This is a genomic window from Pseudomonas sp. efr-133-TYG-103a (assembly GCF_030209235.1).
Taxonomy (GTDB): Bacteria; Pseudomonadota; Gammaproteobacteria; order Pseudomonadales; family Pseudomonadaceae; genus Aquipseudomonas.
On the sequence record NZ_JARVSK010000014.1, the window covers coordinates 1 to 19,926 of the forward strand.

17 protein-coding genes are annotated in these 19,926 nt (G+C 62.8%); 8 read left to right on the plus strand and 9 right to left on the minus strand.

The window, feature by feature from the left end:
- Positions 1-461: 461 nt before the first annotated feature.
- The 6 genes from QRN36_RS12725 to msrB all read right to left on the minus strand — a co-directional run bounded on the left by QRN36_RS12725 (position 462) and on the right by msrB (position 7,526).
- A complete protein-coding gene (locus QRN36_RS12725; RefSeq protein ID WP_285424359.1) occupies positions 462-1,415 on the minus strand; it encodes a VTT domain-containing protein in 954 nt (317 codons plus the stop codon).
- 77 nt (positions 1,416-1,492) lie between these two features.
- On the minus strand, positions 1,493-2,929 hold the full coding sequence (locus tag QRN36_RS12730; protein ID WP_285424360.1) for a catalase: 1,437 nt from the start codon (positions 2,927-2,929) through the stop codon (positions 1,493-1,495).
- Between the two features lie 345 nt (positions 2,930-3,274).
- Positions 3,275-3,925 carry a hypothetical protein gene (locus tag QRN36_RS12735; protein WP_285424361.1) on the minus strand — a complete coding sequence of 217 codons (651 nt, stop codon included), beginning with the start codon at positions 3,923-3,925 and terminating at the stop codon, positions 3,275-3,277.
- A gap of 285 nt (positions 3,926-4,210) precedes the next feature.
- On the minus strand, positions 4,211-4,948 hold the full coding sequence (gene msrA / locus QRN36_RS12740) for a peptide-methionine (S)-S-oxide reductase MsrA (protein ID WP_093458728.1): 738 nt from the start codon (positions 4,946-4,948) through the stop codon (positions 4,211-4,213).
- Positions 4,949-4,976: 28 nt separating this feature from the next.
- Positions 4,977-6,815 (minus strand): cytochrome c biogenesis protein DipZ, encoded by a 1,839-nt coding sequence (locus tag QRN36_RS12745; RefSeq protein ID WP_285424362.1) that lies wholly within the window; start codon positions 6,813-6,815, stop codon positions 4,977-4,979.
- A gap of 192 nt (positions 6,816-7,007) precedes the next feature.
- Positions 7,008-7,526: a peptide-methionine (R)-S-oxide reductase MsrB gene (gene msrB, locus QRN36_RS12750; protein ID WP_285424363.1), complete on the minus strand. Its 519-nt coding sequence runs from the start codon at positions 7,524-7,526 to the stop codon at positions 7,008-7,010.
- 176 nt (positions 7,527-7,702) lie between these two features.
- Between msrB and QRN36_RS12755 the strand changes: the two genes are divergently transcribed.
- Together QRN36_RS12755 and QRN36_RS12760 are read left to right on the plus strand one after the other, a co-directional pair.
- Positions 7,703-8,431 carry a response regulator transcription factor gene (locus QRN36_RS12755; protein WP_285424364.1) on the plus strand — a complete coding sequence of 243 codons (729 nt, stop codon included), beginning with the start codon at positions 7,703-7,705 and terminating at the stop codon, positions 8,429-8,431.
- Positions 8,428-9,933, plus strand: coding sequence for a HAMP domain-containing sensor histidine kinase (locus tag QRN36_RS12760; RefSeq protein ID WP_285424365.1), 1,506 nt, complete (start codon positions 8,428-8,430; stop codon positions 9,931-9,933). The genes QRN36_RS12755 and QRN36_RS12760 overlap by 4 nt, the downstream gene beginning before the upstream one ends.
- Before the next feature lie 20 nt (positions 9,934-9,953).
- On the opposite strand, the gene QRN36_RS12765 is transcribed toward QRN36_RS12760, so the two are convergent.
- A complete protein-coding gene (locus QRN36_RS12765) occupies positions 9,954-10,586 on the minus strand; it encodes a response regulator transcription factor (protein WP_285424366.1) in 633 nt (210 codons plus the stop codon).
- Positions 10,587-10,620: 34 nt separating this feature from the next.
- Positions 10,621-11,979 carry a cache domain-containing protein gene (locus tag QRN36_RS12770; protein ID WP_285424367.1) on the minus strand — a complete coding sequence of 453 codons (1,359 nt, stop codon included), beginning with the start codon at positions 11,977-11,979 and terminating at the stop codon, positions 10,621-10,623.
- A gap of 281 nt (positions 11,980-12,260) precedes the next feature.
- Between QRN36_RS12770 and QRN36_RS12775 the strand changes: the two genes are divergently transcribed.
- The 4 genes from QRN36_RS12775 (at position 12,261) to QRN36_RS12790 (ending at position 16,225) form a co-directional block, all read left to right on the plus strand.
- On the plus strand, positions 12,261-14,321 hold the full coding sequence (locus QRN36_RS12775) for a carbon starvation CstA family protein (RefSeq protein WP_285424368.1): 2,061 nt from the start codon (positions 12,261-12,263) through the stop codon (positions 14,319-14,321).
- On the plus strand, positions 14,321-14,518 hold the full coding sequence (locus QRN36_RS12780) for a YbdD/YjiX family protein (protein ID WP_093458720.1): 198 nt from the start codon (positions 14,321-14,323) through the stop codon (positions 14,516-14,518). Before QRN36_RS12775 ends, QRN36_RS12780 begins: the two co-directional genes overlap by 1 nt.
- Positions 14,519-14,696: 178 nt before the next feature.
- The gene (locus tag QRN36_RS12785; protein ID WP_285424369.1) at positions 14,697-15,608 is read left to right on the plus strand and encodes a LysR family transcriptional regulator; all 912 of its coding nucleotides are present in this window, start codon (positions 14,697-14,699) and stop codon (positions 15,606-15,608) included.
- 143 nt (positions 15,609-15,751) lie between these two features.
- Positions 15,752-16,225, plus strand: a complete 474-nt coding sequence (locus QRN36_RS12790; RefSeq protein WP_093458718.1) for a Dps family protein — start codon at positions 15,752-15,754, stop codon at positions 16,223-16,225.
- A 98-nt stretch (positions 16,226-16,323) separates the two neighbouring features.
- On the opposite strand, the gene QRN36_RS12795 is transcribed toward QRN36_RS12790, so the two are convergent.
- On the minus strand, positions 16,324-17,754 hold the full coding sequence (locus QRN36_RS12795; protein ID WP_285424371.1) for a mechanosensitive ion channel family protein: 1,431 nt from the start codon (positions 17,752-17,754) through the stop codon (positions 16,324-16,326).
- Between the two features lie 227 nt (positions 17,755-17,981).
- Between QRN36_RS12795 and QRN36_RS12800 the strand changes: the two genes are divergently transcribed.
- Positions 17,982-18,974: an MBL fold metallo-hydrolase gene (locus QRN36_RS12800; protein WP_285424372.1), complete on the plus strand. Its 993-nt coding sequence runs from the start codon at positions 17,982-17,984 to the stop codon at positions 18,972-18,974.
- 75 nt (positions 18,975-19,049) lie between these two features.
- Entirely contained in the window at positions 19,050-19,922 is an 873-nt protein-coding gene (locus tag QRN36_RS12805; protein WP_285424373.1) for an AraC family transcriptional regulator, read from the plus strand.
- Positions 19,923-19,926: the final 4 nt, after the last annotated feature.

Genomic DNA, 19,926 nt, shown 5'->3' on the forward strand with positions numbered 1-19,926 from the left:
ATCAGGCAGACCACATGCCAAGGTTTTACGACGACTGCGTCGCCGATCGCGGGACAAGCCACGCTCCTACTGGTAGTGCATCAAGCCTTCGCGAGCAAGCTTCCGCAAGTTCCGTGCCCTGGTCCCGAGACCCGGGAACGCGACAAGTCCCTTGTAGGAGCGTGGCTTGCCCCGCGAACTGGCGCGCAGCGGCAGCAGAATCGGATGACGCAGTACATCAGGCAGACCACATGCCAAGGTTTTACGACGACTGCGTCGCCGATCGCGGGACCAGCCACGCGCCTACTGGTAGTGCATCAGGCCTTCGCGAGCAAGCTCGCTCCCACGGGATTTGTATCTGGCCGGAGAATTCGGCAATGCCCGGATGTCCCGGTGGGAGTGAGCCTGCTCACCAAGACACCCGCGCGACCGGCACTCGATGATCAGTTCAACGTGCTAATCGCGAACCCCAACAAACGTCGTCAGGCCGTGGCGGCTTTGACCGACGGATCGGACGCCGCGATTTGGGCTTCGCGCCATGCATCCAGGCCGCCGACCAGCGCTTTGCCGCGGGTCAGGCCGCGGGCGTGGAGCTTTTCGGCGAGGAGGGCGGCGGACAGTTCGTTCGGACAAGCGCAGTAGAACACCATGTCGACGTCATCGAGCTGATCGAGCCACGGCTCCAACGGTTCTTCCAGGCTGATGGAGACAGCGCCGGGGATGCCTTCGACCACCGCCGTATGAAACCTGGGGCGTACATCGATGATCACCGGCGCCTGGTCGGAGTCGCGCAGCGCCAGCAACTGTGGAACGGTGATGCGAGGCACGCGGGCGGTGCGTGCCTGGAGGCGCCGGCGTTTCCAGTATTTCCAGGCGATGAAGACGCCGAGCAAACCCAGTACGGCGCCGATGGCGATGGGCAGGTAGCCGCTCAGCCAGTCCAGCAGCGGGATCAGCGCATCGCTGAACAGCATGCCGAGCAGCAGGGCGGAGCCGGCCCAGATGAACGATCCCGCCAGTGAGTAGCGCATGAACAGCGCAAACGGCGTGGCGTTCATGCCGGCGACCGTGGTGACCAGTGCGCCCGCGCCGGGCAGGAATTTGGACAGCAGCATCGCGCGCGGCCCGACCCGCTCGTAGACGTTCAGCCCCTGGCGAATGCAGGTGTCCTGGGACAGGGAGATCTTGCAGATGGATTTGAGCAGCACGCTGCCATAACGCTTGCCCGCCCAGTACCACAGGGCGTCGGCGATCAGGCAGGCGAGCATGGCGACCAGCACGCCCGCGCCAAGCAATGGTTTGCTCTGCATGGCCAGCGCACCGGTGACGATCAGCGTCGGGTAGGCGGGCACCGGCAGGCCGATCTGTTCCAGCAGCACGTTGACGAACACCAGCAACAGACCGTGGCTTTCGTTCAACTGCTGGAGTTCATTCATGGCGTGCCACTCGACAAGAAAAAAGGGGTGTCAGTAACGTCGCCTGAACACCCCTTCCTGTCAACGCCGATTATCCGTCAGCCGAGTTTCTCGATGGCTGCCGCGACGCCCGCGCCATAGGCGGGATCAGCCTTGGTGCAGTTGTCGATGTGGCGTTGCTTGACCAGTGCCGAGGCACCGCTGATGGCCCGTGCCGTGTTGTCGAACAGCACTTGCTGCTGTTCGGCGGTCATCAGGCGGAACAGCGCGCGGGGCTGCGAATAGTAGTCGTCATCGTCTTTGCGGAAATCCCAGTTGGCCGCCGCGCCGTGCAACTCCAACGGTGGCTCGGAGAAGTCCGGTTGCTCGACCCATGCGCCCTTGCTGTTGGGCTCGTAGCCGATGGTGCCGCCAGCGTTGCTGTTGACCCGCATCTGGCCGTCGCGGTGGTAGCTGTTGACCGGGCACTGCGGCGCGTTCACCGGAATCTGATGATGGTTCACGCCCAGACGATAACGCTGCGCGTCGCCATAGGAGAACAGCCGACCCTGGAGCATTTTGTCCGGCGAGAAGCTGATGCCCGGCACAACGTTGGCCGGGTTGAACGCGGCCTGCTCGACATCGTGAAAATAGTTGTCCGGATTACGGTTCAGCTCCAGCGTGCCCACTTCGATCAGCGGGTAGTCGGCGTGTGGCCAGACTTTGGTCAGGTCGAACGGGTGAACCTTGTACGTGCTGGCGTCGCTTTCCGGCATGATCTGCACGAACATTTTCCACTGCGGGAAATCGCCTTTCTCGATGCTCTCGTACAAATCGCGCTGATGGGTTTCGCGATCGTCGGCGACCAGTGCTGCGGCTTCCTGATCGGTGAGGTTCTGAATCCCTTGCTGGGTTTTCAAGGTGAACTTGACCCAGAAACGCTGGTTGTCCGGGCTGATGAAGCTGAAGGTGTGGCTGCCGAAACCGTGCATGTGACGGTACGATTTTGGCAGGCCGCGGTCACTCATGACCACCGTCACCTGGTGCAGGGCTTCCGGCAGCGAGCTCCAGAAGTCCCAGTTGTTGTCGGCGCTGCGCATGTTGGTGCGCGGGTCGCGTTTGATCGCGTGGTTCAGGTCCGGGAATTTCAGCGGGTCGCGCAGGAAAAACACCGGCGTGTTGTTGCCCACCAGGTCCCAGTTGCCTTGTTCGGTGTAGAACTTGATGGCGAAGCCACGGATATCGCGCTCGGCATCCGCAGCCCCACGCTCACCGGCCACGGTGGAGAAGCGGATGAAGATGTCGGTCTTCTTACCGATCTCGGAGAACAGGCGCGCTTTGGTGTAGCGGCTGATGTCCTGAGTCACGGTGAAGGTACCGAACGCGCCCGAACCCTTGGCGTGCATGCGACGCTCCGGGATCACTTCGCGGTCGAAGTGGGCGAGTTTTTCCAGCAGCCAGACGTCCTGCAGCATCAGCGGGCCGCGGGGGCCGGCCGATTGCGAGTTCTGGTTGTCGACGACGGGTGCACCCGCCACTGTTGTGAGTTTGTTCATGCTCAGGCTCCGGTTTGGGACAGTCAGTCTCAAGGGTTCAACGGTATTGTTATTGGACGCTCGTGCGCCTTCTTGCTGTAAACGCCAAGGCGCGGCTGGCTGCCAGAGGCGTGTGCCAGAGCGCTGCAAGCCGACGATCGAGCGTCTTTTTAACGCAAATGGGTGGCAGTTTGAACAAGGGGCTGTCAATTGCGTGAATCAACAGTGCGGCCGTCCTTGAATACGGGAGCATCATGACGTGCAGATGACCGTATCCCTGAAGCGCGGCGATGATGTGCGCTGAAGGGGTAAAAAAAGCGCCCGGACCGGGCGCCAAAGGGAGGAGAGATCTGCATGTCGAAGGATTCAAAAACGGTAGCTCTCTGCTGCGCTGATGCCCATCAGGCCAGGGCTCTGGGCCCAGACCTCCATGGTCGAAAAGTAACTGTTGGGACGGGTGGGCTGGCGGCATTCACTGGTAAACGAGGCACCGGTGGGAATGTCCAGCTTGATCTTGCAGACCAGTTGGTTGGCCCGGTACAGCACCTCGCTGACCAGATTGGCCGTGGCGTAATCCCCTGCGTCTACCGCACGGTCCATGAAGCGTTGCGTGCGCTCCACCAACCCGCTGAGTTGCTGGGACAACTGGTGAATCTCCTGAAAACATTCACGAAAGCCGGCTGCCTGTTCCGCTTCTTGCAAAGTGGCGGCGGGGAAGACCTGTTGCGCCGAAGCACCGCTGAGGCTCTCGACCCGGCCCTGCAGGAACGTCACGAATTGCTGGGTCGCCAGGTCCAGGCCTTTGAACAGTTCCTTGATGGCCTGGTAGTTCAACTTGCGCAAGCGCCAGCGTACCTCGCGGGCAAAGCCGCACACTTGCTGGGTCGTGCCCAGGTGTTCATTGAGCAAGGCGACGAATTGTGCCCGTTCCTCACCGTGCAGCGTGGTGTACAGGCCATGGGCATCACTGGCGAATTCGGCGTTGAGCGCGGATCTGGGGGCGAGTTCGGCAAACATGGTGAATCTCCTCACGTGTTCTGCGACGAGCCTGTCCGATACGGTCTGTATCCCACAGCTAAGAGAGGTCCGGCCTGCATGACAGGGATGTGTGAAGAATATTCGCGGGCGCCGGGGGCGTCACTTGTACCTTGGTACCGGCGCCCGATACGTAGGTGTTCGCCACTCATACTTTGGTTTAGAGGGCGTGGATCAGTCGCTGTCGAGGGCTCAAGCACGGCCCTCACGACCTGAATTGCCAGCGGCAGCGAGGGAGACCAGGCTGCCGCCGACGGGTCGATAGTGTTATTGCGAGGTCTTCAACAGCACCGGCTGTTCGGCGTAGCGATCAGCGAACAGCGTCTTGAGCTGGTTCACCTTCGGCAGGTCGTTGATGACGATGTACGGGTAGGTCGGGTGGGTGGTGAGGAAGTTCTGATGATAATCCTCGGCAGGGTAGAAACCGTTGTAGCGCTCGATCCTGGTCACGATGGGCGCGTTGAATGACTTGGCGGCGTCGAGCTGTGCAATGTAGGCCTGAGCCACGGCCTGTTGTTCAGGGCTCTGCGGGAATATCGCCGATCGGTATTGAGTGCCGTGGTCGGGGCCCTGGCGATTGAGCTCGGTGGGGTTGTGCGCCACCGAGAAGAAGATCTGCAGGAGTTTGCCGTAACTGACCTGCGCCGGATCGAAGGTGATCTCCACTGATTCGGCATGCCCGGTATCGCCCTCGCTGACGCGCTCGTATTGTGCGGTATCGGCCTGTCCGCCGGTGTAGCCGGAGACGACGCGGGAGACCCCCTGAACATGCTGGAACACGCCCTGGACACCCCAGAAACAGCCGCCGGCGAGCACCGCCTTCTCGCTGTGCGTGGTGCTGACGACTTCATCCTGCTGCGGCGGCGCGATGCTCACGGCGTCTTCGTTGCCGGCAAACGAGCAGGCGGCGGTCTGCAGCAGCAAGGCACCTGCCAACAGGCGCAGGCCATGGCGCCGCACGCTCGGCAGCGTTGAACGGAAGCGGTGGATGGGTGATGTTTTCATGTCTGACACTCCTGACGCGAGACGGAACTCAACCGAACGTGAAGGCGTAAGCAGAGACGCCCGGATCGCTGAATTCGATGGTGAAGGTGTGATCGGCGATGTCGCCGGGTTGACGCAGCAGTTGATACAGGCGCTGTTCGGTCACCGTGCCGCTCCCGTCCGGCGCGACGTCGGTGCCATGGGCATCGGCGGGCGCCTTGCCATCGACCGAGACCTTGAAGTGCAGCGGCTTGCCGTCACTGCCCGGGCCCAGCACCAGGTGCAGGTCGCGGGCGTGGAAGCGGTAGCTGATCTTGCCGCCCGGTGCGGCGAGACTGATCCGCTCGGCGCCGATGTTCCACTGTCCTTCCAGGCCCCAAGTGTTCAGGGCCAGCATGGGCGGGGTGTTGTAGCTCGAGGGCTGGTCATGCCGGGCGCCGCCCTGGGACACGAAGTTTTCGGCGCGATCGTAGCCCAGGTAAGTTTCCGGCGATTTGACGTCACCCATGTCCGCCGTCTGTTGCACGCCCTTGCCGCTGGCGTCGATCAGATCAGTGCTGATCTGCGTCTGGCCGGCTTCGCGCAGCAGTGTCTGAATCACCCGCTCGGATTCGTCATACGCGCCTTCACCGAAATGGTGATAGCGAATCTGGCCCTTGGCATCGGCAAAATAGTGAGCCGGCCAGTACTGGTTATCGAAGGCGCGCCAGATGGCATAGTCGTTGTCGACGGCGACCGGATAGTCGATGCCCAGATCAGCCATGGCTTTGGTCACGTTTTTCACGTCACGCTCGAAAGCGAACTCCGGCGCGTGCACGCCGATCACCACCAGGCCCTGATCACGGTACTTGTCGGCCCACGCCTTGACGTAGGGCAGGCTGCGCAGGCAGTTGATGCAGGAGTAGGTCCAGAAATCCACCAACACCACTTTACCCTTGAGCTGCGCGGCGGTCAGCGGCGCGCTGTTCAACCATTGCACGGCGCCGTCGAGCGCAGGCAGCTGGCCTTCCACCGGCAGGCCTGGCGAGGTGTTCTTCGCCGCCATCATCATGGCGCCTGACGCCTGCATGACGGGGCTGGCCGGATCGGCACTGCCGGGGCCGTCGCGGCCCGGCACGTTCTGCGCCATCATCGCGCCGCCTTCGGCAGGGTTGCCCGAGCGAGAATTCCCGGTCAGTCGCCCCACCAGCGCTTGCTCCAGTCCACCGGTGGAGGCCGTGGAAATCTTCGTCAGCACGCCGGTATCAAGGCCCAGCGCGATGGCGGCAACGCCGGCGAGCATCGCGGCGCCCAGGCCCCGACGAATCCATTCACCCGCACCCAGCGAGCGCTTCATGGCCGCAAACACTTTGCCGCCCACGAGCAAGGCGAGGGCCAGCGAAGTAGCGGCACCGGCGGCGTAGGCCAACAGGAGAATCGTCGTCCCGATGCTTGCGCCTTGCAGCGCTGCGCCGGTCAGGACCAGACCCAGAATAGGCCCGGCACAGGGCGCCCACAGCAGGCCGGTGGCGACGCCGATCATGAACGAGGCCCAGACGCTGGGCCCGATACCCGTCGAGGCGGTCTCGGTCAGGCGACTGCCCGCCGCCACCAGCGGTCGGGTCAGGCGCTCAGCCAGCCTGGGCAGCAGCAAGGTGAGGCCGAACAGCGCCACGAAAATCAGCGCCAGGCCGCGGCCATACTGGTTGAGCTGGACGACCCAGCCACCGCCGACCGCCGCCAGGGTCGCCACCAGTGCGAAGGTGACGGCCATGCCGACCAGCAACGGCAAGCCGCTGCGCACGAACGGCTGGCCGGTGCGTGCAAAGACAAACGGCAGAACCGGCAGGATGCACGGGCTGACGATGGTCAGCACGCCGCCGAGGTAGGCGAGGATGATCAGGAGCATGGTTTTATTCCGTTCAGATAAATGCAGTTCGATCGCAACGCAAGACGTTGTAGGAGCGGGGCTTGTCCGGAAATCGGCGACTAAGTCGTCACGCATTCAGATAACGCGTTGTCCCAGACACACCGCACGCACCGGGTTTGCTGCCGGTCCCCGGCAGATCGCGGGACAAGCCACGCTCCTACACATCGGTTGTCATGTTGTTTGCTCGGCAAAACTCATCGCCAGGCCATTCATGCAGTAGCGCAGTCCTGTGGGCTTCGGGCCGTCGGTGAACACGTGGCCCAGATGCCCACCACAGCGTCGGCAGTGAACCTCCTTGCGCAAGACGCCGAACGAGGTGTCGGTGCGGATGGCGGTGGCATTGTCCAGCGGCGTCCAGAAGCTCGGCCATCCGGTGTGGCTGTCGAATTTGGTGGTCGACGAAAACAACGGCAGCTGGCAACCGGCGCAGGCGAAGGTGCCACCGCGGTGCTCTTCGTTCAGCGGGCTGCTGTAGGGCCTTTCGGTGGCCTCGCGGCGCAGCACCTGAAACTGATCGTCGCTGAGCAGCGCGTGCCACTCATCGTCAGTGTGACTGACTTCAAAGGTGCCGATCGGGGCGTCTGGTGCGACAAGGGCCTGGCCATCGGCGAATTTGGGCAGCATGCCGAGGGCAATTGCCGCCACACCCGCGCCGCCGCTCAGTACCATGAATTGTCTTCTTGAAAGCATGAGATGACTCCTCTGCACAGCCGATTACGAGCGGCCTGTTGCGATGAGCCAAGGTTAGGGGCGGTCTGTTCCCGGAATCCTCACCGAGAGTTAAACAATTCGTGATAACTGCGCGGCGTCGAAATCGGCACAATGGGACATCGCGCGATCGATGCGCCTGTCAGGTTTTACTTTCCATGGAACAGCCCAAACGCATTCTGGTGGTTGAGGACGACAGTCATATTGCCGACCTGATCTGCCTGCACCTGCGCGACGAACATTTTGACGTCGTGCACAGCGCCGACGGCGAAAAAGGCCTGCGTCTGCTCGAACAAGGCGGCTGGGACGCATTGATTCTGGACCTGATGCTGCCAGGGGTGGATGGCCTTGAAATCTGTCGTCGGGCGCGGGCCATGACGCGCTACACGCCGATCATCATCACCAGCGCGCGCTCCAGCGAAATGCACCGGATTCTGGGCCTTGAGCTGGGCGCCGACGATTATCTGGCCAAGCCGTTCTCGATGATGGAGCTGGTCGCCAGGGTCAAGGCGCTGCTGCGCCGGGTCGACGCCATGGCGCGCAACCTGAAGATGGACGCTGGCAGCCTGTCCAGCGCGGGTCTGTTCATCGACCCGTTGACCCGCGAGGCGTCGCTGGAAGGCCGCGTGCTGGACCTCACGCCTCGGGAATTCGACCTGCTGTACTTCTTCGCTCGGCAACCGGGCAAGGTGTTTTCACGTCTCGACCTGCTCAATTCGGTGTGGGGCTACAACCACGAAGGCTACGAGCACACCGTCAATACCCACATCAACCGGCTGCGGGCGAAGATCGAAGCGGATCCGGCGCAGCCGCTGCGCATCCTCACGGTCTGGGGGCGCGGCTATAAATTCGCCGAGCCTGGCGACACGTTGGGAGAGACGCTGTGAACATGACCCTGACTCAACGCCTGTCGCTGGTGTTCGCGCTGCTGTTGCTGGTCTGCTGCGGCACCTCTGTCTGGCTGCAGGTGCGCTCGAGCAAGATGCATGAGCTGGAAGTGGTGCAGGGCCTGTCCCGGGATCTGGCGCAACACATCGCCCGTGACACCCAACTGATGGACGCCAACGGCCTGAAGCCGGACGCCGTGCGCGAGTTGTTCAGTCAGTTGATGCTGGTTAATCCCAGTGTCGAGGTGTACCTGCTGGACGATGCGGGGCGCATTGTCGGTGATGCCGCGCCCAGAGACCGCGTGCTGCGCGGCCGTGTCGATCTGGCCCCTGTGCGCCGGTTGCTGGCCGGTGATCCGCTGCCGATCCTCGGTGATGACCCGCGCAGCATGACCACCCGCAAGGTCTTCAGCGCCGCGCCATTGATGGTGATGGGCAAACCCGCCGGCTTTCTCTACGTGGTGCTGCTGGGCGAAGCCCATGACCGATTGGCCGAACGCGGCGCCACCAGCGAAGCCCTGAGCACGGCGCTGTGGGCAATCGGTCTGATCGCCTTGCTGTGCCTGCTGGCCGGGCTCGCGGCGTTTGGCTGGATCACCCGGCCGCTGCGCCGCCTGACCGATTCGGTGAGCGGGTTCGACATCAATGCTGCGCCGGTGGCGCCGGCTCAGACAGACACCCAGCGCGCTCCGCAGGGCCACGACGAGATTGCCGTGCTGGATGCGACGTTCAAGCGGATGCAGAGCCGCCTGAGCGAGCAGTGGCAGACCTTGACCCGGCAGAGCCAGGATCGCCGCGAACTGGTCGCGAACATTTCCCACGACCTGCGCACGCCGCTGGCATCGCTGCATGGCTATCTCGAAGTGCTGTCGGTCAAGGACGCCAGCCTCAGTGCCGAAGAACGTCGTCGTTATCTGGGGATCGCGCTCGATCAGAGCCGCAAGGTGGGCGGCCTGGCGCAGTCGCTGCTCGAACTGGTGCGCCTGGAGCACGGTTTCGTCGTGCCGGTGATCGAAGGGTTTTCATTGACCGACCTGGTGCAGGACATCTTCCAGAAATTCGAACTGGCGGCCGAAGCCCGTTCGCTGACGCTGACGCCACACTTCGCGCCGTCGTGCCCCGGTGTTCATGCCGATCTCGGGCTGATCGAACGCGTGCTCACCAACCTGCTCGACAACGCCGTGCGTCACACCCCGCAAGGGGGCGAGGTCAGCGTGTCGCTGCTGCCCCGGGGCAACTTCGTCGACGTGATTGTCAGCGACACCGGACCGGGGATTGCCGCCGAACTGCGCGAAGGCCTGTTCCTGCGGCCCTTCAACATCGGAGGGGCGCGTCGCGATGGCGGCCTGGGGTTGCGTATCGTCCACCAGATCCTGCAGTTGCACGGGCATCGCATCGAGCTGATCGACGTCCCCGGCCAAGGCGCGACGTTCAGGTTCCCTTTACCGGTGGATCAGGACACCGCGGAAAAGGCATTGCGTGAGGGTGAACGCCGCCCGTGACCCGGCAGTAACGCGATGGATCACGGCAACAGCAGCCCATGCTCCATCGCGTACTTCACCAGGCCCGCCGGTTTGTCGACCTTGAGCTTGCGGCGGATGCTCAGCCGGTGGGTTTCGACCGTCCGGACGCTGATGGCCAGGTCGCGCGCGATGGTCTTGTTGTCCAGTCCTTTCGCGAGCCCGACCAGCACTTGCACCTCGCGCGGGGTCAGTTCGTTTTCTTCGGTTTTCTTCGACACCAGCTTGAGGGTCACCTCGGCGCTGTAGAACGTGCCGCCTGTGGCGATCGCTTCGATGGCGGCGACGATTTCCCGCGACGGGGCGTTCTTGAGCACGTAACCGCTGGCGCCGGCACGGATCGAGGTCGCGACGTATTCCTGATTGTCGTACATGCTCAGGATCAGAATCTTGATGGCCGGGCAGCGCTGGCGAATCAGCTGGGTCAGTTCCAGGCCGTTCATGTCCTGCAGGCCGATGTCGACCAGCAAAATGTGCGGTTTGACGTCCTCGCACATCGTCAGTGCCTGAGCGGCGTTCTCCGCTTCACCCACCACTTCGAACAGCGGCCGGGTCGAGAGCAGGGCGCGCACGCCGTCGCGAACCAGAGAGTGGTCGTCGACCAGGGCGATGCGGATGGACGGGCTGGCGCTCATGATCGGAACGGGCTTCCTGTGTGGGGGGATGGAATCAGGCGGCTGCGCTGACGGGCATGGTTACGGTCAATTCGCTGTGCCCCGGCGCGGAATACAGGTTCAGCTGGCCATGGAAGTGCTCGACGCGCTCGCGAATATTACGCAACCCGATGCCGCCTTGTATCTCCTGCAAATGGCCGACATCGGCGTTGAAGCCGACACCGTCATCGCGCACCGTCAGTTGCACCTGGCGTTTATTGCCCTGCAGGTCGATGTAGACGTTCTGCGCCTGGGCGTGGCGCTCGACATTGGTCAAGGCCTCCTGAAGGATGCGGAAGAGGGCGACCGGCGCCCCTTCGGCCAGCTTCAGGTTGCTCAGGTCGTGGGTGTAGTGGATGTTCAGGCCGCTCTGTTGCTCGAACTCGGAGACCAGTTGGGTCACGGCCGCCGCCAGCCCCAATGTGTCAAGCAGCGAGGGGCGCAGGTCATGGGAGATGGTGCGGATTTCACCGATCGCCTCACCCAGCCGCTCGGTCCCCTGACGCAGGGTGTCGAGGCCGCGCTGGTCGTTGCCTTCCAGTTGCAGCCCGGCCAGTTCGAACTGAAACTTGATCGACACCAGCACCTGACTGATGCCGTCATGCAGCTCGCGTGACAGCCGGGAGCGCTCTTCTTCCTGCAGGTTCATGATCCGTTGGTTGAGCATCTGCAGCTTGCGGTCGGCGAGGCGATGTTCGCTGGCGTTGAGGGTGACGCCGCAGATGAACACCAGCAGCACGGCGATCAGTGCCACGGCGCCGATGTCGAGCATGGTCGCATAAATGCCCCGCGCGACTTCCTTGCGCGCCTGTTGGGTGGCGCGTTCGACGTCTTCCAGATAAATGCCGGTGCCGAGCATCCAGCCCCAGCGATCGAGCATGACCACGTGGGCGAGCTTGTCGGTGACCTGGCCGGTGGACGGCTTTTCCCAGGCGTAATGCTGAAAGCCGTCGCCGGATTCAGCGCTTTGCAGCAGGGCGCGAATCACCAGCAGGCCCTGCGGATCGGTCATGTTCCACAAGTCCTTGCCCACCAGCGCGGCCTGGCGCGGGTGCATCAGGTTGCGGCCGTTCTGGTCGTAGACGAAGAAGTAGCCGTCGATGCCGAAACTCAGTTTCGACAGCTCCTCGAGGACCTTCTGCTGGGTCTGCTCGTCGTTGCGGCCGCTGTCGTAAAGGGGCGCCAGCGCGCTCATGGCCATTTCGACGTAGTTCTTCAGCTCGGCACGTTTGCTCGCCAGGATGCTGTCTTCGATCAACTGCGCCTGTTGTTCCCCCAGGCGCTGATTCTGCACGATCACCAAGGCGCAGATCACCGACACGGCAAGGATCAGCGGCAACAGGCCGAGGGCGACGATTTTGTGTTTCAGCTGCATGGTGGTGACGTCCGGCGGGGCGGGGTGTTGTGGGCGGTATTAGACACGCAATGGCTGACGCTGGACACCCGTGGCAGGCTTGCTTGCGAAAGCGGTGGTGCAGCTCGCGGAAGTTTCTGTCGTCCAACCTTTTGGTTATCTACGTAAAACTACGCAGTTGATCCCGTAGTAGTACGAATTTCTCTTGCTGACAACTGCGTGGATAGTGGCGACGCTCCGTTACCCCGGACCGAACAATAACAATTACGCCACAAGCCATGAGCTTGGGCAGGAGACCCACAATGACCCGACTGACCAAACATCTGGGTTGGTTCGCCGTCGCTGCCCTCGGGGCATGCGCCTTGGGTGTCGTCGCGCTGCGCCGCGGTGAAGCCATCAACGCACTCTGGATTGTCGTCGCCGCTGTTGCCATTTATCTGGTTGCGTACCGCTACTACAGCCTGTTCATCGCCAATCACGTCATGCAACTCGATCCGACCCGGGCGACCCCCGCGGTGATCAACAATGACGGACTGGACTACGTTCCCACCAACAAACACATCCTCTTCGGTCACCACTTTGCCGCTATCGCCGGTGCAGGCCCGCTGGTCGGTCCCGTTCTGGCCGCGCAGATGGGCTACCTGCCCGGCACGCTCTGGCTGATCGCCGGCGTGGTACTGGCCGGCGCGGTGCAGGACTTCATGATCCTGTTCCTGTCCACTCGCCGTAACGGCCGGTCGCTGGGCGACATGGTCCGCGAAGAAATGGGCCGCATCCCCGGCACCATCGCACTCTTCGGCTGCTTCCTGATCATGATCATCATCCTTGCGGTGCTGGCTCTGATCGTGGTCAAGGCCCTGGCCGAAAGCCCGTGGGGCATGTTCACCGTGCTGGCGACGATCCCGATTGCGATGTTCATGGGCGTGTACATGCGCTACATCCGCCCGGGCCGGATCGGTGAAATCTCCATCATTGGCGTAGTGCTGTTGCTGCTGTCGATCTGGGCCGGTGGCCAAGTGGCGGCCAGCCCCGGGTGGGCCCATGCCTTCACCTTCACCGGCGTGCAGATCACCTGGATGCTGGTCGGTTATGGTTTCGTGGCTGCCATGCTGCCGGTCTGGCTGCTGCTGGCACCCCGTGACTACCTGTCTACGTTCCTGAAGATCGGCACCATCGTCGCGCTGGCGATCGGCATTCTGATCCTCGCCCCTGAGCTGAAAATGCCGGCCCTGACCCAGTTCACCGACGGCACTGGCCCGGTCTGGAAGGGTGCGCTATTCCCGTTCCTGTTCATCACCATTGCCTGTGGCGCGGTGTCGGGCTTCCACGCGCTGATTTCTTCGGGCACCACGCCCAAACTGCTGGATAACGAGAAGAACGCTCGTTACATCGGTTACGGCGGCATGCTGATGGAATCGTTCGTGGCTATCATGGCCATGGTCGCTGCCTCGGTGATCGACCCGGGCGTTTATTTCGCCATGAACAGCCCTGCGGCTGTGGTGGGTGGCGACGTGGTGACTGCCGCGCAGACCATTACTTCGTGGGGCTTTGCCATCACCCCCGATGCCTTGACCGCAGTGGCCAGGGAGATTGGCGAAAATACCGTGCTGGCCCGTGCGGGCGGCGCGCCGACGCTGGCGGTGGGTATCGCGCAGATCCTGCACCAGGTCTTGCCGGGTCAGAACACCATGGCGTTCTGGTACCACTTCGCGATCCTGTTCGAAGCGCTGTTCATCCTGACCGCCGTTGACGCCGGTACCCGCGCCGGTCGTTTCATGCTGCAAGACCTGCTCGGCAGTTTCGTGCCCGCGCTGAAACGCACGGAATCCTGGACTGCCAACGTGATTGGCACCGGTGGTTGCGTCGCGTTGTGGGGTTATCTGCTGTACCAGGGCGTGATCGATCCGCTGGGTGGCATCAACACCTTGTGGCCGCTGTTCGGCATTTCCAACCAGATGCTCGCCGGGATCGCGCTGATGCTGGCCACGGTGGTGCTGATCAAGATGAAGCGCCAGCAGTATGCCTGGGTCACCATTCTGCCCGCGTCGTGGCTGCTGATCTGCACCGTGACCGCTGGTTTCATCAAGCTGTTCGACCCAAGCCCCGCCGTTGGTTTCCTGGCGCTGGCGAAGAAGTACAGCGCGGCGGCCGAGGCTGGCCAGATTCTGGCGCCGGCGAAAACCGTCGAGCAGATGCAACACGTGATCTTCAACGCGTACACCAACGCAGCGTTGACCACACTGTTCCTGTTCGTGGTGCTGAGCATCCTGTTCTATGCGATCAAGGTGGGTCGCGCGGCGTGGGTCAAGAAAGAGCGCAGCGACAAGGAAGCACCGTTTCAGGCGATGCCGGAAGCGCGCTGATGTTCAATGACCTCAGCCGTCTCGGCAAATACCTCGGGCAGGCGGCCCGCCTGATGGTGGGCATGCCTGACTACGACAACTACGTCGAGCACATGCACAAGACCCACCCGGACCAGCCGGTGATGAGTTACGAAGCGTTCTTCCGCGAAAGGCAGGACGCCCGTTACGGCGGCAAGGCCGGGCCCAAATGCTGTTGAGTGCCCAGGCCCCGGCCGGGTAAACCAGACGCGCCACGATCTCGATCCTGGCGCGTTTTTTTATGCCCCCTCGTCCACACGGTCACCGCGCAGTGACATGAACAGTGCTTTGAAGCTTTGACTTTCGGCGTCGGGATTTGTAAAGATGACGACCGTAATTAAAAGCGGGATTCCGGTCATGAATCACACTGACCTGCGGCACATCAATCTCAATCTGCTGCTGATTTTCGAAGCCTTGATGAAGGCCCGCAGTGTCAGTGTCGCGGCGCAAAACATGTTCCTCGGCCAGCCTGCGGTGAGCGCGGCACTGGCGCGTCTGAGGGAGTTGTTCAACGACCCGCTGTTCGAGCGGTCCGGCCGATTCATGGAACCCACGCCCAGGGCACGGGAGATTGCCTTGCTGCTTGGCCCCGCGCTGGAGTCCATCGCCATGGCGGTCCGGCAACCGGCCGAGTTCGACCCGGCGTGCAGCGACCGGGTGTTTCACATCGGTCTGGCCGATGACGTCGAGTTCGCGCTGCTGCCGCGCCTGCTCAGACAGCTTCGCCTGGAGGCACCCGGCATTGTGTTGGTGGTGCGCAGGGCCAACTATCTGCAGATGCCTGGATTGCTCGGCGCGGGCGAGATCACCGTGGGCGTCGGCTACACCACCGAACTGCCGGGCAGCGTCCGGCGGCAGGCGCTGCGCACGAGTCGCGTCGTGCTGTTGCGCGGCGACGGCGGTACGCAGCCGCTGGATCTGGACGGATTCTGCGCCCGTCCCCATGCACTGGTGTCGTTCGCCGGTGGCACGGTCGGTTTTGTCGACGACGCCTTGCGGCTGCTGGGGCGCGAGCGCAGGGTCGTGCTGGCGGTTCCGCAATTCAACAGCCTGAGCGAGCTGCTGGAGGGCACCGACCTGATCGCTACGGTGCCGGATTATGCCGCCACCGTGCTGGCGGCGCGGGGCGGGCTGAGCGTTCAGGCGCTGCCGATTGCCCTTGAGCCATTGCCGGTGCACATGGTCTGGAGTCAGGTCCGTGACAACGATCCGGCCGAACGCTGGCTGCGTTCACGGCTGCAGGTTTTTCTGGGTGAGGAGGGCGCGTAGCTGCCCGTTGTCAGTACCGCCTGACTTCAATCCGGTCATAGCCGCTGTCGATGGTTGCGATTGCCATGGCTGATTTCCGCTGCCCCGATGCGCTCCCTACAATGAACCCATCACGAGAAATCAAGCGACCAAGGGAGCAAGTCATGGCTATCGAAATCGGTATCAACGAACAGGATCGCGGGCAAATTGTAGAGGGATTGTCGCGGCTGATCTCTGACACCTACGTGCTGTACCTCAAGACCCACAACTTCCACTGGAACGTCACCGGTCCGATGTTCCGCACGCTGCACCTGTTGTTCGAAGAGCAATACACGGAGCTGGCGACCGCGGTTGACGCCATCGCCGAACGCATCCGTGCACTGGGTTTCCCGGCGCCCGGCACCTACTCGACCTATGCTCGCCTGTCGTCGATCAAAGAGGAGCCGGGCGTGCCAGCGGCCGACGACATGATCCGCCAGTTGGTCGAGGGCCAGGAAGCGGTGGTACGCACCGCACGAGGCATGTTCCCACTGCTGGAAAAAGTCAGTGATGAGCCTACGGCGGACCTGCTGACCCAACGCATGCAGGTCCACGAAAAAGCCGCCTGGATGTTGCGTTCGCTGCTTGAAGGCAACTGATTCCACGGCCCGCACCCGCCCTCGATCCTTCAACGGATCGGGGGCGTTTCCGTTTAGGGCAGCAACGTTGTGTCAGCCATGGCCTGCCCGTGGGGCGATCAGCGCTTCTGCAGCCAGCCAAGGAAATTGCTTTTCTTGACCGCCACCGGTTTGCGCAGCAGGACGTGTTGAGTGTTCTGCTGGCGGACCGCCTGGAGTTTGTTCAATGCGGTGGTGATTTCCACGCGCTTCTCCATCGCCTGACGCGTGGCGGCCTTGTCGATGCGGTAGATGACGCACGAGGTCAGGGCCACGAAACGGCCTTCTGATGGGGTGTCGCCGAGTATGCTCTGTTCGCCCATGACCTCACCGGGCCCCATGCGCCCGGCTTCGACCAGATTCGCGCCGTCCTTCACGCTGGCCGACACCACGCCGGTGGCGATCACGAACAGGCCATCGGTCACCTCGCCCAGTTCAATGATGGTCTGCCCGGCCGCGTATTCGCGAGACACCATGCTCTTGGCGAGCTGATCTTTTTCTTCTGCGCTGCTGGTGCGGAAAATCTTCACCTCATCGAGCAGTGCCCTCTGGCGCGACACCGGTTCAGCCGCGGTCTCCGACTGCCAGGAAATCCCTGCCGCTTCCAGATGCCGGTACGCCAGGTCGAACAGTAGATTGCGCACGTCGCTCTTGTTGTTGAGGTCGCTGATGAAACCGGTGACGGCGTATTCGATGGTGGTCGGGCTGGTGTCCTTGACCACGGCGCGCGGCTTCGGCGTCAGCAGCAGGGCGCTGCAGCCCTGCAAGGCACGCTCCAGCGCATCGAGGACCCGGCGCGGCCGGATATGCGGCGACATCATGATCGTGATCGACACGCCATGAATATGGACCGGTCGGCTCAAATTGACGATTTTCGCCTTCGCCGCCACCGAGTTGGGAATCACCACCATGGTGCCCACGCCGGTGAGCAAATGCGTGGCGCGCCAGTCGATGTCCATCACTTTGCCTTCCATGCCGTCGATGGAGATCGAGTCATCGACCTGATATGGCTTGGTGGTGTTGAGGATGATGCCGGAGAACACGTCACTGAGCGTGCTCTGCAACGCCAGACCGACAATGATTGCCATGGCACCGGACGTGGCGAGCAGGCCCTTGACCGGGAGTTGCAGCACGTAACCGGCCGCCGCGACGATGGCGATGAGGAAGATCACCGCGCCGATCACTTCCTGCAGCAGCCGGCCGCTGTGGCCGACGCGGCTGGTCAGCAGCACGCCGAGGACGACGGTCAGCGTCCGTGCGGCGTACATCCACCAGACAATCGCGAGCGCCGTGGCGCCGAATTGCAAGGCGCTGTCCTGAGGCCAGGCGGGCGCCTCCAGCGGGCTGACCCCGGCGTTGATGATCACCAGGCTGTAGGCGACGAATGCGCCGAGGCGCACCGCGATGCGCAACAGCCGGTTGCGGTCGGCCAGCAACTGCCAGGCGAGCACGTCGGCCAATAACAGAAGCAGACTCCAGGCCAGCGAATAATGAGGGGCAACGGTAGACATTGTGGTTATCCGCTTGAGAATGACAGGTCGCTTGGGCTCGCGCGGATGTTAGGCAGGGGCCGGGCGGATGTCTATAACCGCTGACGCGCGCTGTGCGGTGGCTGGCGTTCACCAAGGGCTGCGCCGGGCAACGCGCCCTTCGCGCCGAAACAAGCACATTGCTTCAATCCCCGAATGTTTCGCCCCCGCATCATCGACGATCTCTCTTCTTTGATCCGAGGCATCTCATGCGCTCATCTCTGCTTCCTCTGGCCCGCTGTGTGGCACTGGGCATTGCCTTAAGCTCTGGCTTCGCCGCGGCGCAGGCTCCGGCACAACAGAAAACCCAGGTCCCCGGCTACTTTCGCCTGGCCGTCGGGGATTACGAAGTCACGGCCTTGTTCGATGGCTACAACGACCTGTCGCCCAAGTTGCTGCAAGGCATGAAGCCGGAGCAGATACGCGCGATTCTGGCCCGGCGCGCCATCGAGACGCCGGGCGTGCAGACCGCGTTCAATGCGTTTTTGGTCAACACCGGCAAAAACCTGATTCTGGTGGACACCGGCGCCGGCCAGTGCATCGGCGAAACCGCCGGCATGCTCTCGCAGAACATCAGGGCAGCGGGTTACCAGCCCGAGCAGGTCGACACCATCCTGCTGACGCACCTGCACCTGGATCACGTCTGCGGGCTGGTGGATGCACAGAAGCAGCCGGTGTTCGCCAATGCGACCGTTTACGCGGCCAGGCCGGAGGCCGATTACTGGCTGGACCCGACGGCGCTGGCCCGCGTTCCGGAACAGGCCAAGCCTTACTTCAAGATCGCTCAGGACTCCACCGCACCTTATGTCGCAGCGGGCCGGTTCAAAACCTTCACGCCCGGCGAGTCACCGGTCGCCGAGGTGAAGACCACGCTGGAAGCCGGGCACACGCCGGGCAGCACGACCTATCAGTTCACCTCCAAAGGGCAGACCATCCTGTTTATTGGCGATCTGGTGCATAACCTGGCCGTACAGTTCGATCATCCGAAGGTGAGCATCGCCTTCGACGAGAACAGTAAAAATGCCATCGCCAGCCGCGATCAGGTCTTCAGCGAAGCCGCCAGCAAGAAAATCTGGGTCGCCGCTGCGCACCTGCCGTTCCCCGGCACAGGGCACATTCTCTCGGTGGACAAGCACTTTCAGTGGGTGCCGGTGGAATACGGGCCGTATCAACGTGCTGCTCATGTGCCGCTGATCGACTAGCATGGTCACGACCGGGCCGCGCATGCACAGGGAGTGAGCGGCCCGGCTCATCACCTGGACTGAAAGGAGCCGGCCTTGAGCGATCCCCTGATGCTGCAATTGCGCAGCGAAAAATTCACCGCGGTGCGGGTTCGCCAGCCTGCGCCCGACCCGGAAAAGATCATCGACATTCCATGCCTGGACGCGTTTTCGATCATCGTCCAGCTTGAAGACTTCGCCGCGCATCGGCTCTGGCACGGCCGGCGCCTGAATTACGCCGGTGGCTATCGACAGGGCAGCGTGTCGCTGCCGTTCATGGGCAATGAACTGCGCTGCCAGCACCGTTCGGCTTACGACAATCTGCGGCTGATCCTGCCGCGTGCCACGCTGGATGAACTGCAGGCCGAGCGCGGAGCCCGAAAGGTCGGGACGTTCCGTTACGAGCAAGGCGGCAGTGAGGACCCGGTCATTCACCAGCTCGCCCAGGCGCTGCTGCCCGCGCTGGCGCGGCCTGACACGCGCAATCAGTTGTTCATCGATTACGTGCTGCTGGCGGTGTGCACTCACGCGCTCGAACATTACGGGCGGATCGCGCCGCCTTCCGGCAAGACCCACGCGGCACTGACACCTGCCCAGCTGTCCATTGCCAAGGAATTGATCGCCAGTCAGCTGGGCGCTGACTTGTCGGTCGAGCGCATCGCTCAGGAATGTTCGCTGACCCGCAGCCATTTTTCCCGGGCCTTCAAACAGGCGACGGGTGTTGCACCGCACACCTGGTTGTTGAAGATGCGCGTCGAGCGGGCGCGGGAGTTGTTACGGCAGACCCCGGCGCTGTCCCTGTCGAGCATTGCCGAGCAGTGTGGCTTTGCCGATCAGCCCCATCTGACCCGGGTGTTCACGCGCATGACCGGGGAAACCCCGAGCGCATGGCGAAACCGGCACCGTCAGCCCCTCTTTCCGAGACTTTGAGCGC